Origin of the sequence: Micromonospora sp. NPDC049204 (genome assembly GCF_040647935.1) — a bacterium.
GTDB lineage: Bacteria > Actinomycetota > Actinomycetes > Mycobacteriales > Micromonosporaceae > Micromonospora.
In genome coordinates this window covers 323804-339009 of the sequence record NZ_JBEZDC010000003.1, presented here as the reverse complement: position 1 = coordinate 339009, position 15206 = coordinate 323804, and the positions used below count along the sequence as shown (strand labels likewise).

Sequence of the window (15206 nt, the reverse complement as noted above, 5' to 3'; positions counted from 1 at the left end):
CTAGGACAGGCGGGACAGCACCAGCATGCGGTTGCCGTCGGGGTCGGTGACCCGGGCGGACCGCTCACCCCACGGTTGGTCGACCGGCTCCTCGACGACCGTCGCGCCGGCCGAGCGCAGAGCGGTCACGGCGGCGTCGCAGTCATCGGCGTAGACGCACAACTCCCAGCGGTTCGCATCGGCCGGCCCGCCAGCCTCCGGGTTGGCGGCCAGGCCGAGCTCGCTGTTGCCCAGGCGGAGGGCGACGAACTCCGGAACGCCGTCGGCGGGGAACCGGTACGTCAGCTCGAAGCCGACCACGTCCCGGTAGAACCCGATCAGTCGTGGCAGGTCAGGTGTCGTCACGATCGGAAAGGCTTCGGTGAACACGGACCACCTCCACGCCGGACCCTAGCCGCGCCGAGGCTCCGGTGGAACCACCACTGTCGATACCGGTGGATGGCGTTGTTCGGTGGCCTTCTTGCGCAAAATGGTTTGCGATGCAAACCTATTGGTGATGCAGCAGCGCCAAGCGGCCTGGAGGTCACCGTGTCGGAGCAATCGAGCACCGCGCCGAACAGCAGAGACAACCCCGCGGAACTCCTCGCGACGGTGGCCGCGCTCCGCCGGCGCGCCCGGGTCGCCCGGCACGCCTACTGGTTGCCGCTCCTGCTGTTCGGTCTCCTGATCGCGGCAGCGGCACCCCTGTACGTGGAGTCGGCCGACCCGCTCGCCATGCGCGGGCCGCAGGACAATCCCGCGCTGACCGGCCTCGGTGGGGACTTCCTCGAACGCTCGGCGGGCCTCGGGTGGTACTGGTTGGTGGCACTCGTCGGCGGCTACCTGCTCACCCTCGGGTGGTACCGATGGCACGGCGCGCGGGTGGGCGTACGGACCCCGACCCGGACGTACGTCCTGGCCGGCATCATCGGCACGCTGGGCGGGCTGGTGCTGCCGATCGTGCTGCGGTTCCTGTTGCTCAACTCGGCGAACTCGGTGTCGAGCGCGACCAGCTGGGTGACCACACCACTGTTGGGCGTCTCCAATCGCGGCATGTTTCCGCATCTGGTCATCGCGGTGGGTCTGCTGGTCCTGGCCCGACTGGAACGCAGTCGCGGGCTGACGGTCGTGACCGTCTGCTACGTCGCCGCGGTCGTCCTGGTGAACGTCTACTTCCAGACCGCGGACTTCCAGCCGGGTGACCTGAACCGCTACAGCGTCCTGCTGGCGGCCCTGCTGCCGGCGCCGATCCTGCTCGTCGGTGGCATCATCGCTCTTTTCACCACGGGTAAGAGGTCGACATGAGCACCGGCACCGGCCCCGGCGGGCACCCGACCAACGGGCTCAGCGACACCGTCCACCAGCGCAACCGGCTCGGCATCCTCACCATCGCCGCCGAGGCCGAGCAGGTGGAGGTCGCCTACCTGCGCGAGGCACTCGAACTCACCGCAGGCAACCTCTCCCGACACCTCGCCGTGCTGGAAGAGGCCGACCTGATCCACATCGAGAGGGGCTACCACGGACGCAGGCCCAAGACCTGGATCAGGATCACCGAGCAGGGGCAGGCCGCGTTGACTGCCGAGATCAACGCGCTGCGGGAACTCCTCCAACGCCACCAACAGTCGGGCAGTGCCTCACCATCGGGCGGGCACGAGCAGTGACCTGTCGTACGGGTGGCATAGGTTGCCGGCCATGAATGCGTCGATGCCCGCACCGGATCCGATCACCCGGCGCGTCGAGCGCCAGGAGACACCCGTCCTGTTCATCTCGACCGCCGACGAACAGGACGCGATCACCGAGGCGTGGGATCGCCTGGAGGCGATCGTCGGGTCACTCCACGGGCGGAAGTTCTTCGGGGTCTTCGGCCCGCCCGACGGGTCATACCGGGTCTGTGTGCAGGTCCAGGACGACGACGTTGCCGCGCTGAACGGGCTTGAGTCCGGGTCGATCCCCGGGGGTCACTACCTGTCGACGACCGTGCGGGGCGAGCCGCCCGCGGTCTACTCGCACATCCCCACCCGGTACGCGGAGCTGAAGCAGGTCGCCGACCACGACTCGACGCGTCCCAGCATCGAGTTCTACCGCCGGCGCGATCAGATCGACCTGCTGATCCCGGTGAACGCCCGATAGCGACGCGGCGGTTCACCGGGCTCGCCTATCGCCCCCAGGGCTCGGCGGGTCGGCAGTCCGTTCCCGGCTTGCCGTAGACGATGGTGCCGGCAGAGTCCACGTAACAGTGGTCTGACTCGTCGGACGGCGGAAACAGCGGACGGCGGTCGATCTCGGCCCCGGTGCTGTCATAGCTGACCAACTCGGCGTCCCTGGTGACCTCTGCGTGATCGGTGAGCAGGCCGAACACCCCGTGCGCCAAGCGCGCCGTGGTCGTCTGCCCGTCGCCGTGTTCCAGCACCAGCCGTTGCACCCGAGCGGCGACCCGGCCGCTCACCGCGACGTCGCCCCCGTCGACTTCGGTCGACATGAGCAGGAGCCGCTGGATCGAGCCAGGCAACCAGGCCCGTTGCGGCCAGACGCGTTCACCGGTGGCACCCCCACTGATCTCCTCACCCGGCCGCATCGAGACATTGCAGGTGAAATAGCCGGTGTCCGTGATGAACAGCGCCACGCCGTCGTGGTCCTGTTCGGCGGCCACGGCCAGATCGTCTATTGACAGTGGAATCCGCTCCATCTGCCCGTTCCACTCCAGGCACTTCTCCACCGCCCGGTGCAGCGTCGGGGACAGCTCACCCGAACCCATCGCCAGATGCCGCACCTCGTCTCCCCTCGGCACCGTCGCCACCCCGACCACCACCGCGGCAGCCGTCGCCACGGTGGCGATCCCGAGTCGCACCGCCCTGCGGCGTCGAGGCCGGCGGATCGACGTCATCAGGTCCGCTCGCATCCGCGCCGCCCTGCCCGGCGGCAGATCGCGCTCGGCGGGCGGGTCGAGAATCTCCTTCATCGTTCCTCCTTGTTGCCGTCGGTAACCATTCGTGCCAGCCGAGCCCGTGCACGACTCACGCGCGAACGGAGCGCGCCCTCGCTGATGCCGAGGACCGTCGCCGCCTCGCCGTACGGCACGCCGGACCACAGACACAGGGCCACCGCCTCGCGTTCCGCGCGAGGTAATCGGCGGACCACCGCCAAGACGTCGGTCATCTGCCGTTCGTCATCGAGCCGCGCGACGATGTCGCCGGCCGGGTCCGCGGTCGCCTCCCGCTCCGGTGGCAACCTCCGCAGGGCCGCCAACCACCGGCGGGCCGAGCGCCACTCGGTACGGGTCGTATTGGTGGCGACCACCAGCAGCCACGGCAACGCCGACCCGTCCACCAGGACCGCCGCTTCGCCGCGTCTACGCCACGCGACCAGGAAGGTCGCCTGCGTGACGTCCTCAGCGAGCGTCCACGAGCCGGTGAGCCGGAACACGTGGTTGTAGACCGCCCGGGCGTACCTGTCGAAGAGCCGGCCGAAGGCGACCTCGTCACCGGCCGCGATGGTCGACCACAGATCCTGGTCGGACGGTTGTATCTGGCTCGTCACACCTGACTATTGCCGGTCGCGGTGGATCCGTTGCAGTCCTGCTCGAAGTCGCGGGGCGGGACGAGGTGGGACACCGTGTCAGTGGCCGTGTCACGGTCGCGTCAGGGCGGTGACAGGCCGGCCGCCGATGGTAGCCACATGACGAGTTCAGCGATTGCGGTCTCCGGGCTGCGAAAGGCCTACAAGGACAAGGTCGTGCTCGACGGCATCGATCTGGATGTCCCCGCGGGCACGATCTTCTCCCTGCTCGGCCCGAACGGGGCGGGCAAGACGACGACAGTGAACGTGCTGACCACACTGGTGAAGGCCGACGGCGGGACCGTACGCGTCGCCGGACACGATGCCGCCACCCAGGCCAAGGCGGTACGCGCCGCGATCGGGGTCACCGGTCAGTTCGCGGCCGTGGACGAGCTGCTGACCGGACGCGAGAACCTGCAACTGATGGTGGACCTGAGCCAGGTGCCCGCCAAGGACGGCAGGAGGGTCGTCACGGAACTGCTGGAGCGGTTCGATCTGACGGAGTCCGCGCAGAAGCCGGTGTCGACCTATTCCGGCGGTATGCGCCGCAAGCTGGACCTGGCGATGACGCTCGTCGGCGAGCCGCGGATCATCTTCCTCGACGAGCCGACGACGGGCCTTGATCCACGCAGCCGCCGCACGATGTGGTCGATCATCCGGGACCTGGTGGCCGACGGTGTGACGATCTTCCTCACGACCCAGTACCTCGAGGAAGCCGACCAGCTCGCCGACCGGATCGCCGTCCTCGACCAGGGGCGCGTTGTCGCCCAGGGCACGCCCGACGAGCTCAAGCGCCAGATCCCCGGCACCCACGTCCGACTCCGCTTCACCACCGTCGCCGAACTCGACACCGCCGCCCGGGTGCTCGGCGACGCCACCCGGGACGACGAGGCGCTGACCCTGCGGGTACCCAGTGACGGCGGAACCGCCTCGCTGCGGGCCCTGCTGGACCGGCTCGACGAGTACGCGATCAGCGCCGAAGGGTTCTCCGTGCAGACGCCGGACCTCGATGACGTCTTCCTCGCCCTGACGGGCGCCCGCACCCCGGAGGTTTCCGCGAAATGAGCGCCAAGTCCCACTCGATCGTCATGCTGCGTCGCAACTTCACGCATCTCACCCGCAACCCGACCTCGGTGTTCAACGCGGTCCTGATGCCGATCGTGATCATGTTGATGTTCGTCTACATGTTCGGCGACGCCTTCAACGTCGGCGTCGACTACATCGACTACGCCACTCCGGGACTGATGCTGTTGGCAGTCTGCTACGGGCTGGGGGCCACCGCGACGGCGGTGAACTCCGACATGACGAAGGGCATCATCAACCGGTTCAAAGTCATGCACGTCTCCCGGGGCGCGGTGCTGACCGGTCACGTCGTCGCCAGCGTACTGACCAACCTGGTCGCCATCGCGGCCCTGGTCGGGGTGGCCTTCCTGCTCGGATTCAGTCCGTCGGCGAGCCTCCTCGGCTGGCTCGGCGTGCTCGGCGTCATCGTGCTGCTCGGCTTCGCCGCCGGCTGGCTCACGGTCGCCCTGGGGCTCTCGGCGAAGTCTCCGGAAACGGCGGGGCTGGCTTCCGTACCGCTGGTCATGCTTCCGTTCTTCAGCAGCGCGATCGTCCCGGCGGACAAGATGGGACCCGGGCTGCGGCAGTTCGCGGAATACCAGCCCTTCACGCCGATCATCGAAACGCTGCGCGGCTTCCTCAACGGCACGCCGTCCAGCGGTGACGTGATCCCCGCCCTCGCCTGGTGCGTCGGGATCGCTCTCGTCGGATACCTGTGGGCACGTTCCACGTTCACGAAGCGAGCGTGACCGCGACCAACCGATTCCACTCCGTCCGACCGCCTTCTCGCGCCGCCTCTGCGAATCTCACTTCGCCGAGGCGGCGCCGTACTTCCCGCTCGATCCGGGCCACATCCGGCTGGGAGTGATCCTGCCGTCCCCGCACGCCGGCGCTCGCGGCGAGCAGCCGCGCGGCCAGCTCATGCTGGTCACGGCGCAGCGCCAGGTCCGCGACACCGACGAGTACCCGCGCGATCGAGGGTGCGTGCCCCGTCGCGGCTGCCGCCTCGCAGGCCAGGGAATGGTGTCTGCGCGCCGCATCGAGATCGTCCGCGACATAGCCGAGCAGGTCGTGTGTCAGCACGCGGATGTGCGCCTGTGTCGCCTCGTCGCGCAACAGGCTGGTCGCGACACCGACCTGGTGGGCGACCTCTTCGGCCTGGCCACACCAGCGAGCGAGTTCCGCCTGGGAAAGGGCCAGCATGGCCAACGCACCGGGCCACGTGACCCGCGCCGCGCATCGCCGTGCCTCGGCCATGGCAGCCGCACTGGACTTCTCATCGCCGAGCAACCAGTACAGCTGAGCCTGCCGGGACCGCATCCGGATGATGTCCTCGACGGTGCCGACCTCGGTGACGACCGCGGTCGCCTCCTCGTAGAGCTCGCACGCACGGGCGAACTCCCCGCGTACGGCAATCAGCTCCGCCAACTCGGTCAGGGCGAACGAGATCCCGAACCGTTCGCCGAGTGCCCGGAACTCGGCGAGCGCCGCCACGAGATGCGCTTCCACATCCCGACCGTCCTGGCCGAAGATGATCCGCATCTTGCCCAGCTGCAACCGGGCCAGCGCGCGTACCCAGGGATCCTCGTCGTCCAGCAGCGGTTCCCACGCTTGCAGGATCGCGTCCGGGGCTCGCAGCATGCGTTCCAGCGGGACGACGAGCGCCGTCCCCGGGTGGCTGCCGTTACCACGTTGGCTGAACTCGTACGCCTTGTGGATCCACTCCGCCGCCTGGTGTTCGTCACCCGGTCCCGAGTTGATGAAGAGCACGACGAGCGCGTACACCGTGGCCCGGATCTCGTCGCTGACCTCGCCAGGCGTCTCGGTGGCCGCCGTGATCAACTCCATGCCTTCGGTCCGGTGACCACCCAGCCACCAGTACCAGCCGGCACCCGCGGCCAGCCGCATGGCCGCGTGCGCCTCGCCCGCGGCGAGCGCACCGCGCATCGCGGATCCGATGTTGTCATGTTCGAGCTCGAGAGTGGCGAGCCAGGTCACCTGGTCCGCGCGACGAAGCTGCGGCTCCGCGGTCGCGGTCAGTTCGATGAAGTACGTCAGGTGCGCATGGCGCGCCAGGTCCGATTCCCCCGCCTCAGCGAGGCGGTGTGCGGCGTACTCCTTGATCGTGCCGAGCATCCGGTAGCGCGGAGCCTCATCGCCCTCGGCGACCACCAGCGACTTCTCGGCCAGTGCGGTGACCAACTCGAGCACATCCTCCGGCTCGACCTCGTCGCCGGCGCAGACCCGTTCGGCCGCTTCCAGGCTCGCCCCGCCCGAGAACACCGAGAGCCGGCGCAGGACCGCCCGCTCCGCGTCGGTCAGCAGCTCCCAACTCCAGTCGACCACCGCGCGCAGCGTCCGGTGCCGGGGCAACGCGGTACGGCTGCCGCCGGTCAGCAGGCGGAACCGGTCGTCGAGCCGCCTGGCGAGCTGGTCGATGGACATGGTGCGCAACCTGGCGGCGGCCAGTTCGATGGCCAGCGGCATCCCGTCCAGCGCCCGACAGATCCGCGCCATCGTGGACAGCGTGAGATCGTCGACCGCCAGATCCCTGCGCACCGCGCCCGCTCGGTCCCGCAGCAACCGGACAGCGGGAGAGGTCTCGATCTCACCGGGGCCGGCATCGACGTCCGGCAGGGCCAGCGGCGCGACCGGCCAGAGCGCCTCGCCGGTGATGCCGAGCGGTTCCCTGCTCGTCGCGATGATCCGCAGCCGCCGACACTCCCCGAGCAGCCGGTCCGCGAGCACCGCCGCCGGCTCGATGACGTGCTCGCAGTTGTCCAGGATCAGCAACGCCTCCCGCTCGCGGATCGCGGCGACGAGCCGGTCGATCAACTCCATGCTCGGTGGCTCACCGAGCAGGGCGTCCCGGAGTCCGAGCCCCGCGAGCGTCGCCTGCACCACGTCACCGTCCGCACCGATGGCGGCGAACTCGACGAGCCAGGCGCCGTCCGGCAGGTCGTCGAGCATTCTGCGCGCGGTTTCGGTGGCCAACCGGGTCTTCCCGGAGCCACCCGGCCCGATCAGGGTCGTGAGCCGGTGCTCGGCGACGAGCGCGCCGACCTCGGCGACGGCCTCGTCCTTGCCGACGAAGCTGCTCAACTCGGCACGAAGGTTGGTCTTCCGGTGCTCCTCGCGCCGCTGCTGCACCTCACCCCGCAGGAGCGCGACGTGCAACGCCGAGAGTTCCGGCGAGGGGTCGACGCCCAGCGCGTCGGCCAGCGCCGCACTCGTGCGCTGATACACGAGCAGCGCCTCGTTGTCTCGGCCGCTCGCGGCGAGCGCCCGCATCAACGAGAGGACCAGCCGCTCCCGTACCGGGTGCGCGGCCACCAGATCGGTCAGCTCCGCGATCAACTCCGGACCGTGGCCGACGCCGACCTCCACGTCGAAGCGATCCTCGAGGGCGGTCAGCCGCAGCCTGTCGAACCGGGTGACCGCCGCGTCGAGCGCCGCGCTGTCGGCCAGGCCGACGTCCTGCATCGCCGCACCGCGCCACAGATCGAGGGCCTCGCGCAGCCGCCGTCCCCGCTGCGCGCCCTCGTCATCGCGAGCCAGGCCGACGAGCCGTTCGAACCGTACGGCGTCCACGTCATCGGGTTCGACGATCAACCGGTAGCCGTCCGCCTGCCCCTCGATCGACCCCTCCGGCAGCGCCTTCCGCAACCGGGAAACCAGGCGGTGCAGGGCGTTTGCCGCATCGGAGGGCGGATGTTCACCCCAGATCCAGTCGACGAGGGTCCCCTTCGGGACCACGCGACCCGGGTTGAGCGCGAGGGCGGTCAGCAGCCCGCGCAGCCGCGCGCCCGGCACGTCGATGACGGTGCCGACGTCCGCGCGAACCTCGAATGGACCAAGCATCCTGACCTGCACCTGGCAGATCCTGCCACGAACGTGAGAAGCATCCGTGTCGCCGTGGTGCTCTGCCAACGGCTCTCCGGGCCGAGGTCGACCACGCATTCCTGGTCCTGTGCCACGCCGGTGGCACGCGGGGTCACCCAGCGCGGTTGCGCCGGGTGGCGTTGTCGTACGACTCTCGGGCGTCGAGCAACTGGTCCCAATGCTGCTCGGTCCAGGCGCAGGCAACCGCGATCGGTTCGAGCATGCTGCGGCCCACCGGCGTCAGCTCGTACTCCACGTGCCGGGTGGCCTCGGCCAGGACGGTGCGCTTGACCAGCCCGTCCCGTTCGAGGGAACGCAGCGACTGGGTGAGCACCTTGGGGGTGACGCGGCGCAGCGGCACGCGCAGCTCGGAGAACCGACGAGGCCCCTGCTCAAGACAGCGGACGATCAGCGCCGCCCATTTGTCGCCGAATCGGATCGGGGTGAGCGAGGACGGGCACAGCTCGTCGAACATGTCGGCGGGCAGAGGTTGCCTCATCACCAAACGATAACTGGTATCCCGGTGGTAACCACGACCCTCGATAGCGTCGGCACACCGGCCGGGCGCACGGGCTCCGGCCTCTGGTGAGAGGCGTGACCCATGAGGATCGTGGTCTTCGGCGCGGGCGGTCGGGCCGGACGGCAGGCCGTCGCCGAGGCGCGACGACGCGGCCACCAGGTCACCGCCCTGGTGCGCAACCCCGCTGACCACGGCGACCTGACCGACGTACGGGTGGTGGCAGGCGACGTCACCGACGCCGGAAGCATCGCCCAGGCAGCCGCCGGGCACGACGCCGCCATCAGCGCTGCCGTCGACCTGTCCGTACCGCCGCACGACTTCTTCACCGCATCGGCACGCGCCCTGGCCGCCGGCCTGACCACGGCAGGTGTACGTCGCCTGGTGGTGGTCGGCCTCGCCTCGATCATGCCCGGCGCATCCGGCGCCGCCCTGATGGACCACCCCGGCTACCCGAACGAGTACCGGCCCTTCTACCTGGGGCACGCAGCGGGCCTTGACGAGCTTCGGACCTCCGACCTCGACTGGGCCTACCTGGCCCCCGCCGGTGACTTCGACCACGGCGGCACACGCACCGGCCACTACCGGATCGCCGAACATGGCGACCCGGCCAGTCGGATCAGCTGTGCGGACTTCGCGATCGCACTTGTCGACGAGATCGAGGCACCCCGCCACCACCGCGCCGCCGCAAGTGTCCGGGAGGTGTGATGACCGAGGTCCACGACAGCCCGACGGCCTGGATCGCCGAGCACATCCGCCGGTTCGAGGAAACCGGCGGCCGGCCCCGGCCCGGCGTGAACGACCTGCTCCTGACGACCCGAGGCCGAAAGACCGGTCAACTGCGCCGCACCGCGCTCGTCTACGAACGCGATGGCGACCACTACGTGCTGGCCGCCTCGAACCGCGGCGCGGACCAGCACCCCGCGTGGTACCTCAACCTGCTCGCCGACCCGTACGTCACGGTGCAGGTCGGTACGGAGACCTTCGGCGCGTACGCGCGCCCCGCCGCAGCCGGGGAGCGTCCGCATCTGTGGCGCTTGATGGTTTCGGCCAGGTCGGAGTACGCCGCCTACCAAGAACGGACCACGCGGGAGATCCCCGTGATCCTCCTGGAACCGGTAACGAAATGAGATGCGTACGGACTGGCGTACCTGTTGGATCTCGGCATGACGCATGAGCTTGTTCGTCCTCGGAAGGCCCGACCCGGGGACAAGATCGCGGTTCTCTCGCCGTCCTTCGCCGCGGCCGGCGCCTTTCCCGAAATCCACGAGCAGGCCCTGCGACGGCTCGCCGACCTGACCGGCCTCGTACCGGTCGAGTACCCCACCACCCGGCAGGTCGGTGCGACCGCGGCGGCGCGGGCGGCGGACATCAATGCCGCCTTCGCAGACCCTGAGGTACGCGGCATCCTCGCCGTCGTCGGCGGCGAGGACCAGATCACGGTCATCCCGCACCTGGACGCGGACCTCGCCCGAGCCGATCCCAAGCCGTTCCTCGGCACCAGCGACAACACCAACCTGCACCACTGGCTCTGGGGCCTCGGCGTCGCCAGCTTCTACGGCGGGTCGTCCCAGGTACACCTCGGCCCCGGGCCGGCCGTGGACGACATCCACGTCCAGTCGCTGCGAGCGGCGCTACTCACCGGCGAGCGGTTGGAGATCACCGACCCGGGCGAGTCCGAGGATGTCGGGTTCGACTGGGCCGATCCGCGGGCGTTGACGTCCTTCGGAGAACGCGAACCGACGGAGCCGTGGAGCTGGCACGGGCCGCGTCGCGCGGTTACCGGCCCCACCTGGGGTGGATGCCTGGAAGTCATCCAGTGGATCCTGACGGCGGGACGTTTCCCGTTCACTCCGGAGGCTCTGCGGGGCGGGGTGCTGGTCATCGAGACGTCGGAGGAACTCCTTCCCGCGCGCGAGGTCGGCTGGATCGTCCGCTCCCTGGGTGAACGCGGCCTCCTCAGCGCCGTCGACGCGGTGCTGGTAGCCCGTCCGGCGGTCTCCGACCACACCCGGCGGCCCGCTACCGCGGATCGGGCACGGCTACGCGAGCAGCAACGCGACACGGTCGTCGACGTGGTGGCCCGCTACAACCCGGAGGCAGTCGTCTGCGTCGGCATCCCCTTCGGCCACACCCGACCGCAGTGGATCCTTCCCCACGGCGGCCAGGTCACCGTTGACGGCGTGGAACGGCGAGTGTTCGCCGACTATCGATAGAGCACGCTTACTCGACACGCCTTTGGCTACCGCTGCCCGCTCCTGCATCGAGCGCGCCACGGGCACCTGTCCGCACCCGGATGATTGCTGCCGCCGACAGTTCGGGTCGCACCGGGCATCGCCACCATCAACCCATAAATCAGCCTGAATGAGTGTGGAATTCATTCCTCATCACTCGGACTCTTCCCCGGTCCGGCGCCTTCCGGCTCGTGCCCGAAGCAGCAGCACGGCTGAAACCAGGTGGCCAACGGCAAGCAGTGCTGCCAGCGCGGCGATGAATATCGACCAACTGATCGGCCTCCTGATGGAAAACACCACGTACGTCACGACAAGAAGGAGCCAGACACCTCCCAGGAGGAAACCCTGCTTGGGCGTCTTCGTTGTCTGCCACCACGGGCTCCCGGCCGTTCCCATCTATGCGATCCTGCCATCGTCGGAGGAAAATCAGACTCGCGTGGCTCACCGATTGGATGGCCAGATGAGGATTCCGCCGTTCGCGTTCAGGCTGCTGTATCACCTGCGTCGGGCGTACTGGCGGATCGTCAAGCCGACCATCTACGGCGTGAAGGCGCTGATCATCCACCCGGTCGACGCCGATCGAGTCCTCCTCGTCCGACACAGCTACGGTGACCAGTCCCTCTGGAGGCTGCCCGGAGGCGGATACCGGCCGGCCCGAGAGACACCTCAGCAGGCAGCCAGGCGCGAGTGCATCGAGGAGCTGGGCGTTCAATTGGACTCGTCCGCTCTTGTGCTCGAGGAACGCGTGACCACCAACGGGGGCAAACGGGGCTACCTGGCGGTTGTCCGCCTGCACGCGACCTCGACCGAACTCAACCCAAACGGGGAGATCTCCCAGGCCCGGTGGGTAGCCGTGGACCTTACGGACCTACCCAACGACTCGGCGGTCTCCACGGGTGTGCATTCGGCCCTGGAAAGGCACCGAAGCTGAACTGGTGGCCCCCTGCCCTGTTCAGCATGGCCTAGAACCACGGAAGCCCCGGCAGGACGTGGGTCCTGACCAGGGCTTCCGTGCGTGGAGCGGGTGACGGGAATCGAACCCGCACTGTCAGCTTGGGAAGCTGATGTTCTGCCATTGAACTACACCCGCAAGCGGCACCACTGTACCCGAGTCGTCGAGCCCGTGCACCCAGGTACCCCGCCCGCCGCTCGGCCCGGGTTGATCCACTCGGGTGTCTTGGAAGTCGGGGTATCCGAGCTGCGGGACACCGCGACATCACCGAAACCGAGTTGGTCATGCCGGGCGACCGCCGGCCGGACGCGGGGCGGACAGCCGAATGCCGGCTCCGTCAGCACGGAGCCGGCACCGGCTGTCGCTGGGCCGTGGTCTAGGCGGCCGTGCACTGGACGTCACGGCTACGGCGGGTCGGGCGGGTCTGCGGCACGCTGAGCGGCGCGGGCGCCATCGCCGATGGCGCCCGCGGGTCGAGCCAGACCCGAACGGCCGGCCGGCCCGGCGCGAGGCCTGGGACGCCGGTGATGTGCTGCTCGCGGCGGGTCAGCATCGCCACGTCGATGGTGAACTCGAACAGCTGCCAGTCGACCTGCGGCTCGGCGCGGGCGCCCTGCGCCAACCGGGCGACTCGCGCCGGATCGGTCACCGGGCGGGCATGACCCGCCACGTACGCCTCGTCGTCGCTCTCCTCCGGCGGGAACGAGTGCAGCGCGTAGCGGCCGTCGCGTTCGAGGTCACGGCGCTTCGGGGAGTCGATGATGAAGCAGAACAGACCCTCGTCGGTGATGACCGGGGAGACCGGATGGACCCGGGGCCCGCCGTCGGCACGGACCGTGGCCAGATAGCCGAAGCCCGGCCCGTACTGCTGGAGGAGAACGCGGATCCCGTCGGCGAGTCGGGGCTCGTCGGCGGCGAATTCGGACCAGGAAGCCATGTGGGCATTCTATCGAACAAATGTACGAGCGGCGACCTCGACGCGCTGGTCACCGGCACCGAATTCGGGGGTTTTGAGGCCCGCGGCTAAGGTGGTCCGATGCTGCTCTCCGACCGCGACCTGGTCTCCGAGATCAAGGCCGGCACGCTGGGCCTGGAGCCGTTCGAGCCCACCCTGGTCCAACCTTCCAGCATCGACGTACGGCTGGACCGGCTTTTCCGGGTCTTCAACAACCACCTCTACACCCACATCGACCCGGCGATGCAGCAGGACGACCTGACGTCGGCGGTCGAGGTGCCCGACGGGGAGCCGTTCGTGCTGCACCCCGGGGAGTTCGTGCTCGCCTCGACGCTTGAGGTCATCTCGCTGGGCGACCAGCTCGCCGGCCGGCTGGAGGGCAAGAGTTCACTGGGGCGGCTCGGGCTGCTGACGCACTCCACCGCCGGCTTCATCGACCCCGGCTTCTCCGGTCACGTCACGCTCGAACTCTCGAACGTGGCGAACCTGCCCATCACTCTCTGGCCGGGCATGAAGATCGGGCAGCTCTGCATCTTCCGGCTCTCCTCGCCGGCCGAGCACCCGTACGGCTCGGCGGTCTACGGCTCGCGCTACCAGGGGCAGCGGGGGCCGACGCCCAGCCGCGCCTGGCAGCACTGGCGCACCTGGCCCACCCGCTGACCCCGTGAACGACGAGGGCCCGCCGCGACGAGTCGCGGCGGGCCCTTCGGTCAGTACCCCTGATCAGCCTGGACGGCCGTAGCTGTGGATCGGGCCGTCGTCGACCTTCTTCATCTTGACCGGTTGACCGGCCTGCGAGGCGTGCACCACCCAGCCGCCACCGACGTACATGCCGACGTGGTGGATGTCGCTGTAGTAGAAGACCAGGTCGCCGGGGCGCAGGTCGGCCTTGCTGACGTTCTTGGTGACGCGGCTCTGCGCGGCGGCGTTGTGCGGCAGGGACACCCCGGCCTTCGCCCAGGCGGCCAGCATCAGCCCGGAGCAGTCGTACGAGTTCGGACCCTCGGCACCCCAGACGTAGGGCTTGCCGATCTGCGCGCAGGCGAACTTGACCGCCGTGCCCGCGGCGCCGCCGGGATAGCTGCCGGGGCAGGGAGCTGGGCGCAACGGACCGCCGCCACCGCTGCCGTACACCTTGAGGCGCAGCTTCTGCAGCTTGTCGATCTCCTCGTTGATCTGCTTCTTCTTCGCCGCCAACTGAGCCTCGGTACGGGTCAGCTGGGTCACCATCTCGTCGAGTGGCGCCTTCTGCCTGGCCAGCTCGTCGCGCAGGTCGGCCACCTCGCGGACGTCCTGCTGCTGGTTGTGCGCGAAGCGGTCGAGCATTTCGAGCTGGCCGACCACCTCGCTGGGTGACTGGCTGCCCAGCACCGCGTTGACGGTCAGCACGTTCTCGCCCTTGTAGGCGCGTACGGCCAGGGCACTGACCTTGTCCATGGCGGCGTCGACCTGACGCTCCAGCGGGGCGATCCGGGCGGCCAGCGCCTGGGCCTGCCTGCGCTTGTTGGCGAGGTCGATGCGGGTGGCGTTGTGCTGTTCGATGACCGGTTCGAGTTTGTTCCAGTCGGCGTCGATCTGGCGTTCGATCTCGGCGACGGACGGGTCGGCGTGGGCCGCCGTGGCGCTGCCGGTCAGGACGACGGCGACGCCGGCCAGGGCGGCGAGCGCGGTGGTGAAGCGGGACCAGCGTGGGCGCGGCGCGATCGACGGCGGGCCGGCTGCTGCCGACCGCTCGGACGACGGCCGCGGGGCATGGAGTGCCACCGGGGTTCCGTACTCCTTCTTCCTGACCGCCTACCGGGTTAGCTGACGGGTTCGGGCGGGAAGTGGGCGCCCTACCGCAGGGACTGCGGATTCACCCCGGGGGACGTGGGTCCCCGGTTCGTTCGGAAACGACTCGGCGGTGTCGGACCGTTACCGCCCGGGCTGGACGGAGCTGCTATCGGGCCGACGAATGACCAGAGTAGAGACGCTTGTTACCACTCCGCAACCCGTGCGGCCGTGACACTCCGTACCGATCGGAGAGGATCACCGGCCGTAGGTGAAGAATTCTTTCCCAACGAGTCGACA

At 69.2% G+C, this 15206-nt stretch carries 17 protein-coding genes, 1 tRNA gene and 1 riboswitch; of the genes, 10 read left to right on the top strand and 8 right to left on the bottom strand.

All coding sequences use genetic code 11. The annotated features are described in order from the left end of the window. Entirely contained in the window at positions 1 to 345 is a 345-nt protein-coding gene (locus AB0A90_RS07640; protein WP_357243291.1) for a VOC family protein, read from the bottom strand. A 183-nt stretch (positions 346 to 528) separates the two neighbouring features. Here AB0A90_RS07640 and AB0A90_RS07635 point away from each other — a divergent pair, with 183 nt between their 5' ends. From AB0A90_RS07635 to AB0A90_RS07625, 3 genes are read left to right on the top strand one after another with little or no spacing between them, the layout of a single operon-like run. Then, a complete protein-coding gene (locus AB0A90_RS07635; RefSeq protein ID WP_357243288.1) occupies positions 529 to 1284 on the top strand; it encodes a hypothetical protein in 756 nt (251 codons plus the stop codon). Next, the gene (locus tag AB0A90_RS07630) at positions 1281 to 1640 is read left to right on the top strand and encodes a transcriptional regulator (RefSeq protein WP_357243285.1); all 360 of its coding nucleotides are present in this window, start codon (positions 1281 to 1283) and stop codon (positions 1638 to 1640) included. Before AB0A90_RS07635 ends, AB0A90_RS07630 begins: the two co-directional genes overlap by 4 nt. Before the next feature lie 31 nt (positions 1641 to 1671). Then, the gene (locus AB0A90_RS07625) at positions 1672 to 2109 is read left to right on the top strand and encodes a GyrI-like domain-containing protein (protein WP_357243282.1); all 438 of its coding nucleotides are present in this window, start codon (positions 1672 to 1674) and stop codon (positions 2107 to 2109) included. 25 nt (positions 2110 to 2134) lie between these two features. Here AB0A90_RS07625 and AB0A90_RS07620 read toward each other — a convergent pair whose 3' ends face one another. Both AB0A90_RS07620 and AB0A90_RS07615 read right to left on the bottom strand, forming a co-directional pair. Further along, complete coding sequence (locus AB0A90_RS07620) at positions 2135 to 2938, bottom strand: hypothetical protein (protein WP_357243279.1); 804 nt, start codon at positions 2936 to 2938, stop codon at positions 2135 to 2137. Continuing rightward, complete coding sequence (locus AB0A90_RS07615; protein ID WP_357243276.1) at positions 2935 to 3516, bottom strand: RNA polymerase sigma factor; 582 nt, start codon at positions 3514 to 3516, stop codon at positions 2935 to 2937. Before AB0A90_RS07615 ends, AB0A90_RS07620 begins: the two co-directional genes overlap by 4 nt. 138 nt (positions 3517 to 3654) lie before the next feature. Between AB0A90_RS07615 and AB0A90_RS07610 the strand changes: the two genes are divergently transcribed. Both AB0A90_RS07610 and AB0A90_RS07605 read left to right on the top strand, forming a co-directional pair. Further along, positions 3655 to 4599: an ATP-binding cassette domain-containing protein gene (locus tag AB0A90_RS07610; protein WP_357243273.1), complete on the top strand. Its 945-nt coding sequence runs from the start codon at positions 3655 to 3657 to the stop codon at positions 4597 to 4599. Continuing rightward, entirely contained in the window at positions 4596 to 5345 is a 750-nt protein-coding gene (locus AB0A90_RS07605; RefSeq protein ID WP_357243269.1) for an ABC transporter permease, read from the top strand. Before AB0A90_RS07610 ends, AB0A90_RS07605 begins: the two co-directional genes overlap by 4 nt. Here AB0A90_RS07605 and AB0A90_RS07600 read toward each other — a convergent pair. Next, positions 5329 to 8469: a BTAD domain-containing putative transcriptional regulator gene (locus AB0A90_RS07600; protein ID WP_357243265.1), complete on the bottom strand. Its 3141-nt coding sequence runs from the start codon at positions 8467 to 8469 to the stop codon at positions 5329 to 5331. The genes AB0A90_RS07605 and AB0A90_RS07600 overlap by 17 nt on opposite strands. 121 nt (positions 8470 to 8590) lie before the next feature. Further along, positions 8591 to 8977, bottom strand: a complete 387-nt coding sequence (locus tag AB0A90_RS07595; RefSeq protein ID WP_357243261.1) for a helix-turn-helix domain-containing protein — start codon at positions 8975 to 8977, stop codon at positions 8591 to 8593. 102 nt (positions 8978 to 9079) lie between these two features. On the opposite strand from AB0A90_RS07595, the gene AB0A90_RS07590 reads away from it, so the two are divergent. From AB0A90_RS07590 to AB0A90_RS07575, 4 genes are all read left to right on the top strand, one after another. Next, positions 9080 to 9703, top strand: coding sequence for an NAD(P)H-binding protein (locus AB0A90_RS07590; protein ID WP_357243258.1), 624 nt, complete (start codon positions 9080 to 9082; stop codon positions 9701 to 9703). Further along, complete coding sequence (locus AB0A90_RS07585) at positions 9700 to 10125, top strand: nitroreductase family deazaflavin-dependent oxidoreductase (protein ID WP_357243255.1); 426 nt, start codon at positions 9700 to 9702, stop codon at positions 10123 to 10125. The genes AB0A90_RS07590 and AB0A90_RS07585 overlap by 4 nt, the downstream gene beginning before the upstream one ends. Before the next feature lie 36 nt (positions 10126 to 10161). Further along, positions 10162 to 11211, top strand: a complete 1050-nt coding sequence (locus AB0A90_RS07580) for an LD-carboxypeptidase (RefSeq protein ID WP_357243252.1) — start codon at positions 10162 to 10164, stop codon at positions 11209 to 11211. A 274-nt stretch (positions 11212 to 11485) separates the two neighbouring features. After that, on the top strand, positions 11486 to 12160 hold the full coding sequence (locus AB0A90_RS07575; protein WP_357243249.1) for an NUDIX domain-containing protein: 675 nt from the start codon (positions 11486 to 11488) through the stop codon (positions 12158 to 12160). A gap of 85 nt (positions 12161 to 12245) precedes the next feature. Here AB0A90_RS07575 and AB0A90_RS07570 read toward each other — a convergent pair. Continuing rightward, positions 12246 to 12319: transfer RNA gene (locus tag AB0A90_RS07570), tRNA-Gly, on the bottom strand. 238 nt (positions 12320 to 12557) lie between these two features. Continuing rightward, on the bottom strand, positions 12558 to 13118 hold the full coding sequence (locus AB0A90_RS07565) for a pyridoxamine 5'-phosphate oxidase family protein (protein WP_357243246.1): 561 nt from the start codon (positions 13116 to 13118) through the stop codon (positions 12558 to 12560). Positions 13119 to 13217: 99 nt separating this feature from the next. Between AB0A90_RS07565 and dcd the strand changes: the two genes are divergently transcribed. Further along, positions 13218 to 13796: a dCTP deaminase gene (dcd, locus tag AB0A90_RS07560; RefSeq protein WP_285792496.1), complete on the top strand. Its 579-nt coding sequence runs from the start codon at positions 13218 to 13220 to the stop codon at positions 13794 to 13796. A 63-nt stretch (positions 13797 to 13859) separates the two neighbouring features. On the opposite strand, the gene AB0A90_RS07555 is transcribed toward dcd, so the two are convergent. Continuing rightward, entirely contained in the window at positions 13860 to 14900 is a 1041-nt protein-coding gene (locus AB0A90_RS07555; RefSeq protein ID WP_357243241.1) for an NlpC/P60 family protein, read from the bottom strand. A gap of 13 nt (positions 14901 to 14913) precedes the next feature. Then, a riboswitch (cyclic di-AMP (ydaO/yuaA leader) is annotated at positions 14914 to 15049 on the bottom strand. Positions 15050 to 15206 lie beyond the last annotated feature (157 nt).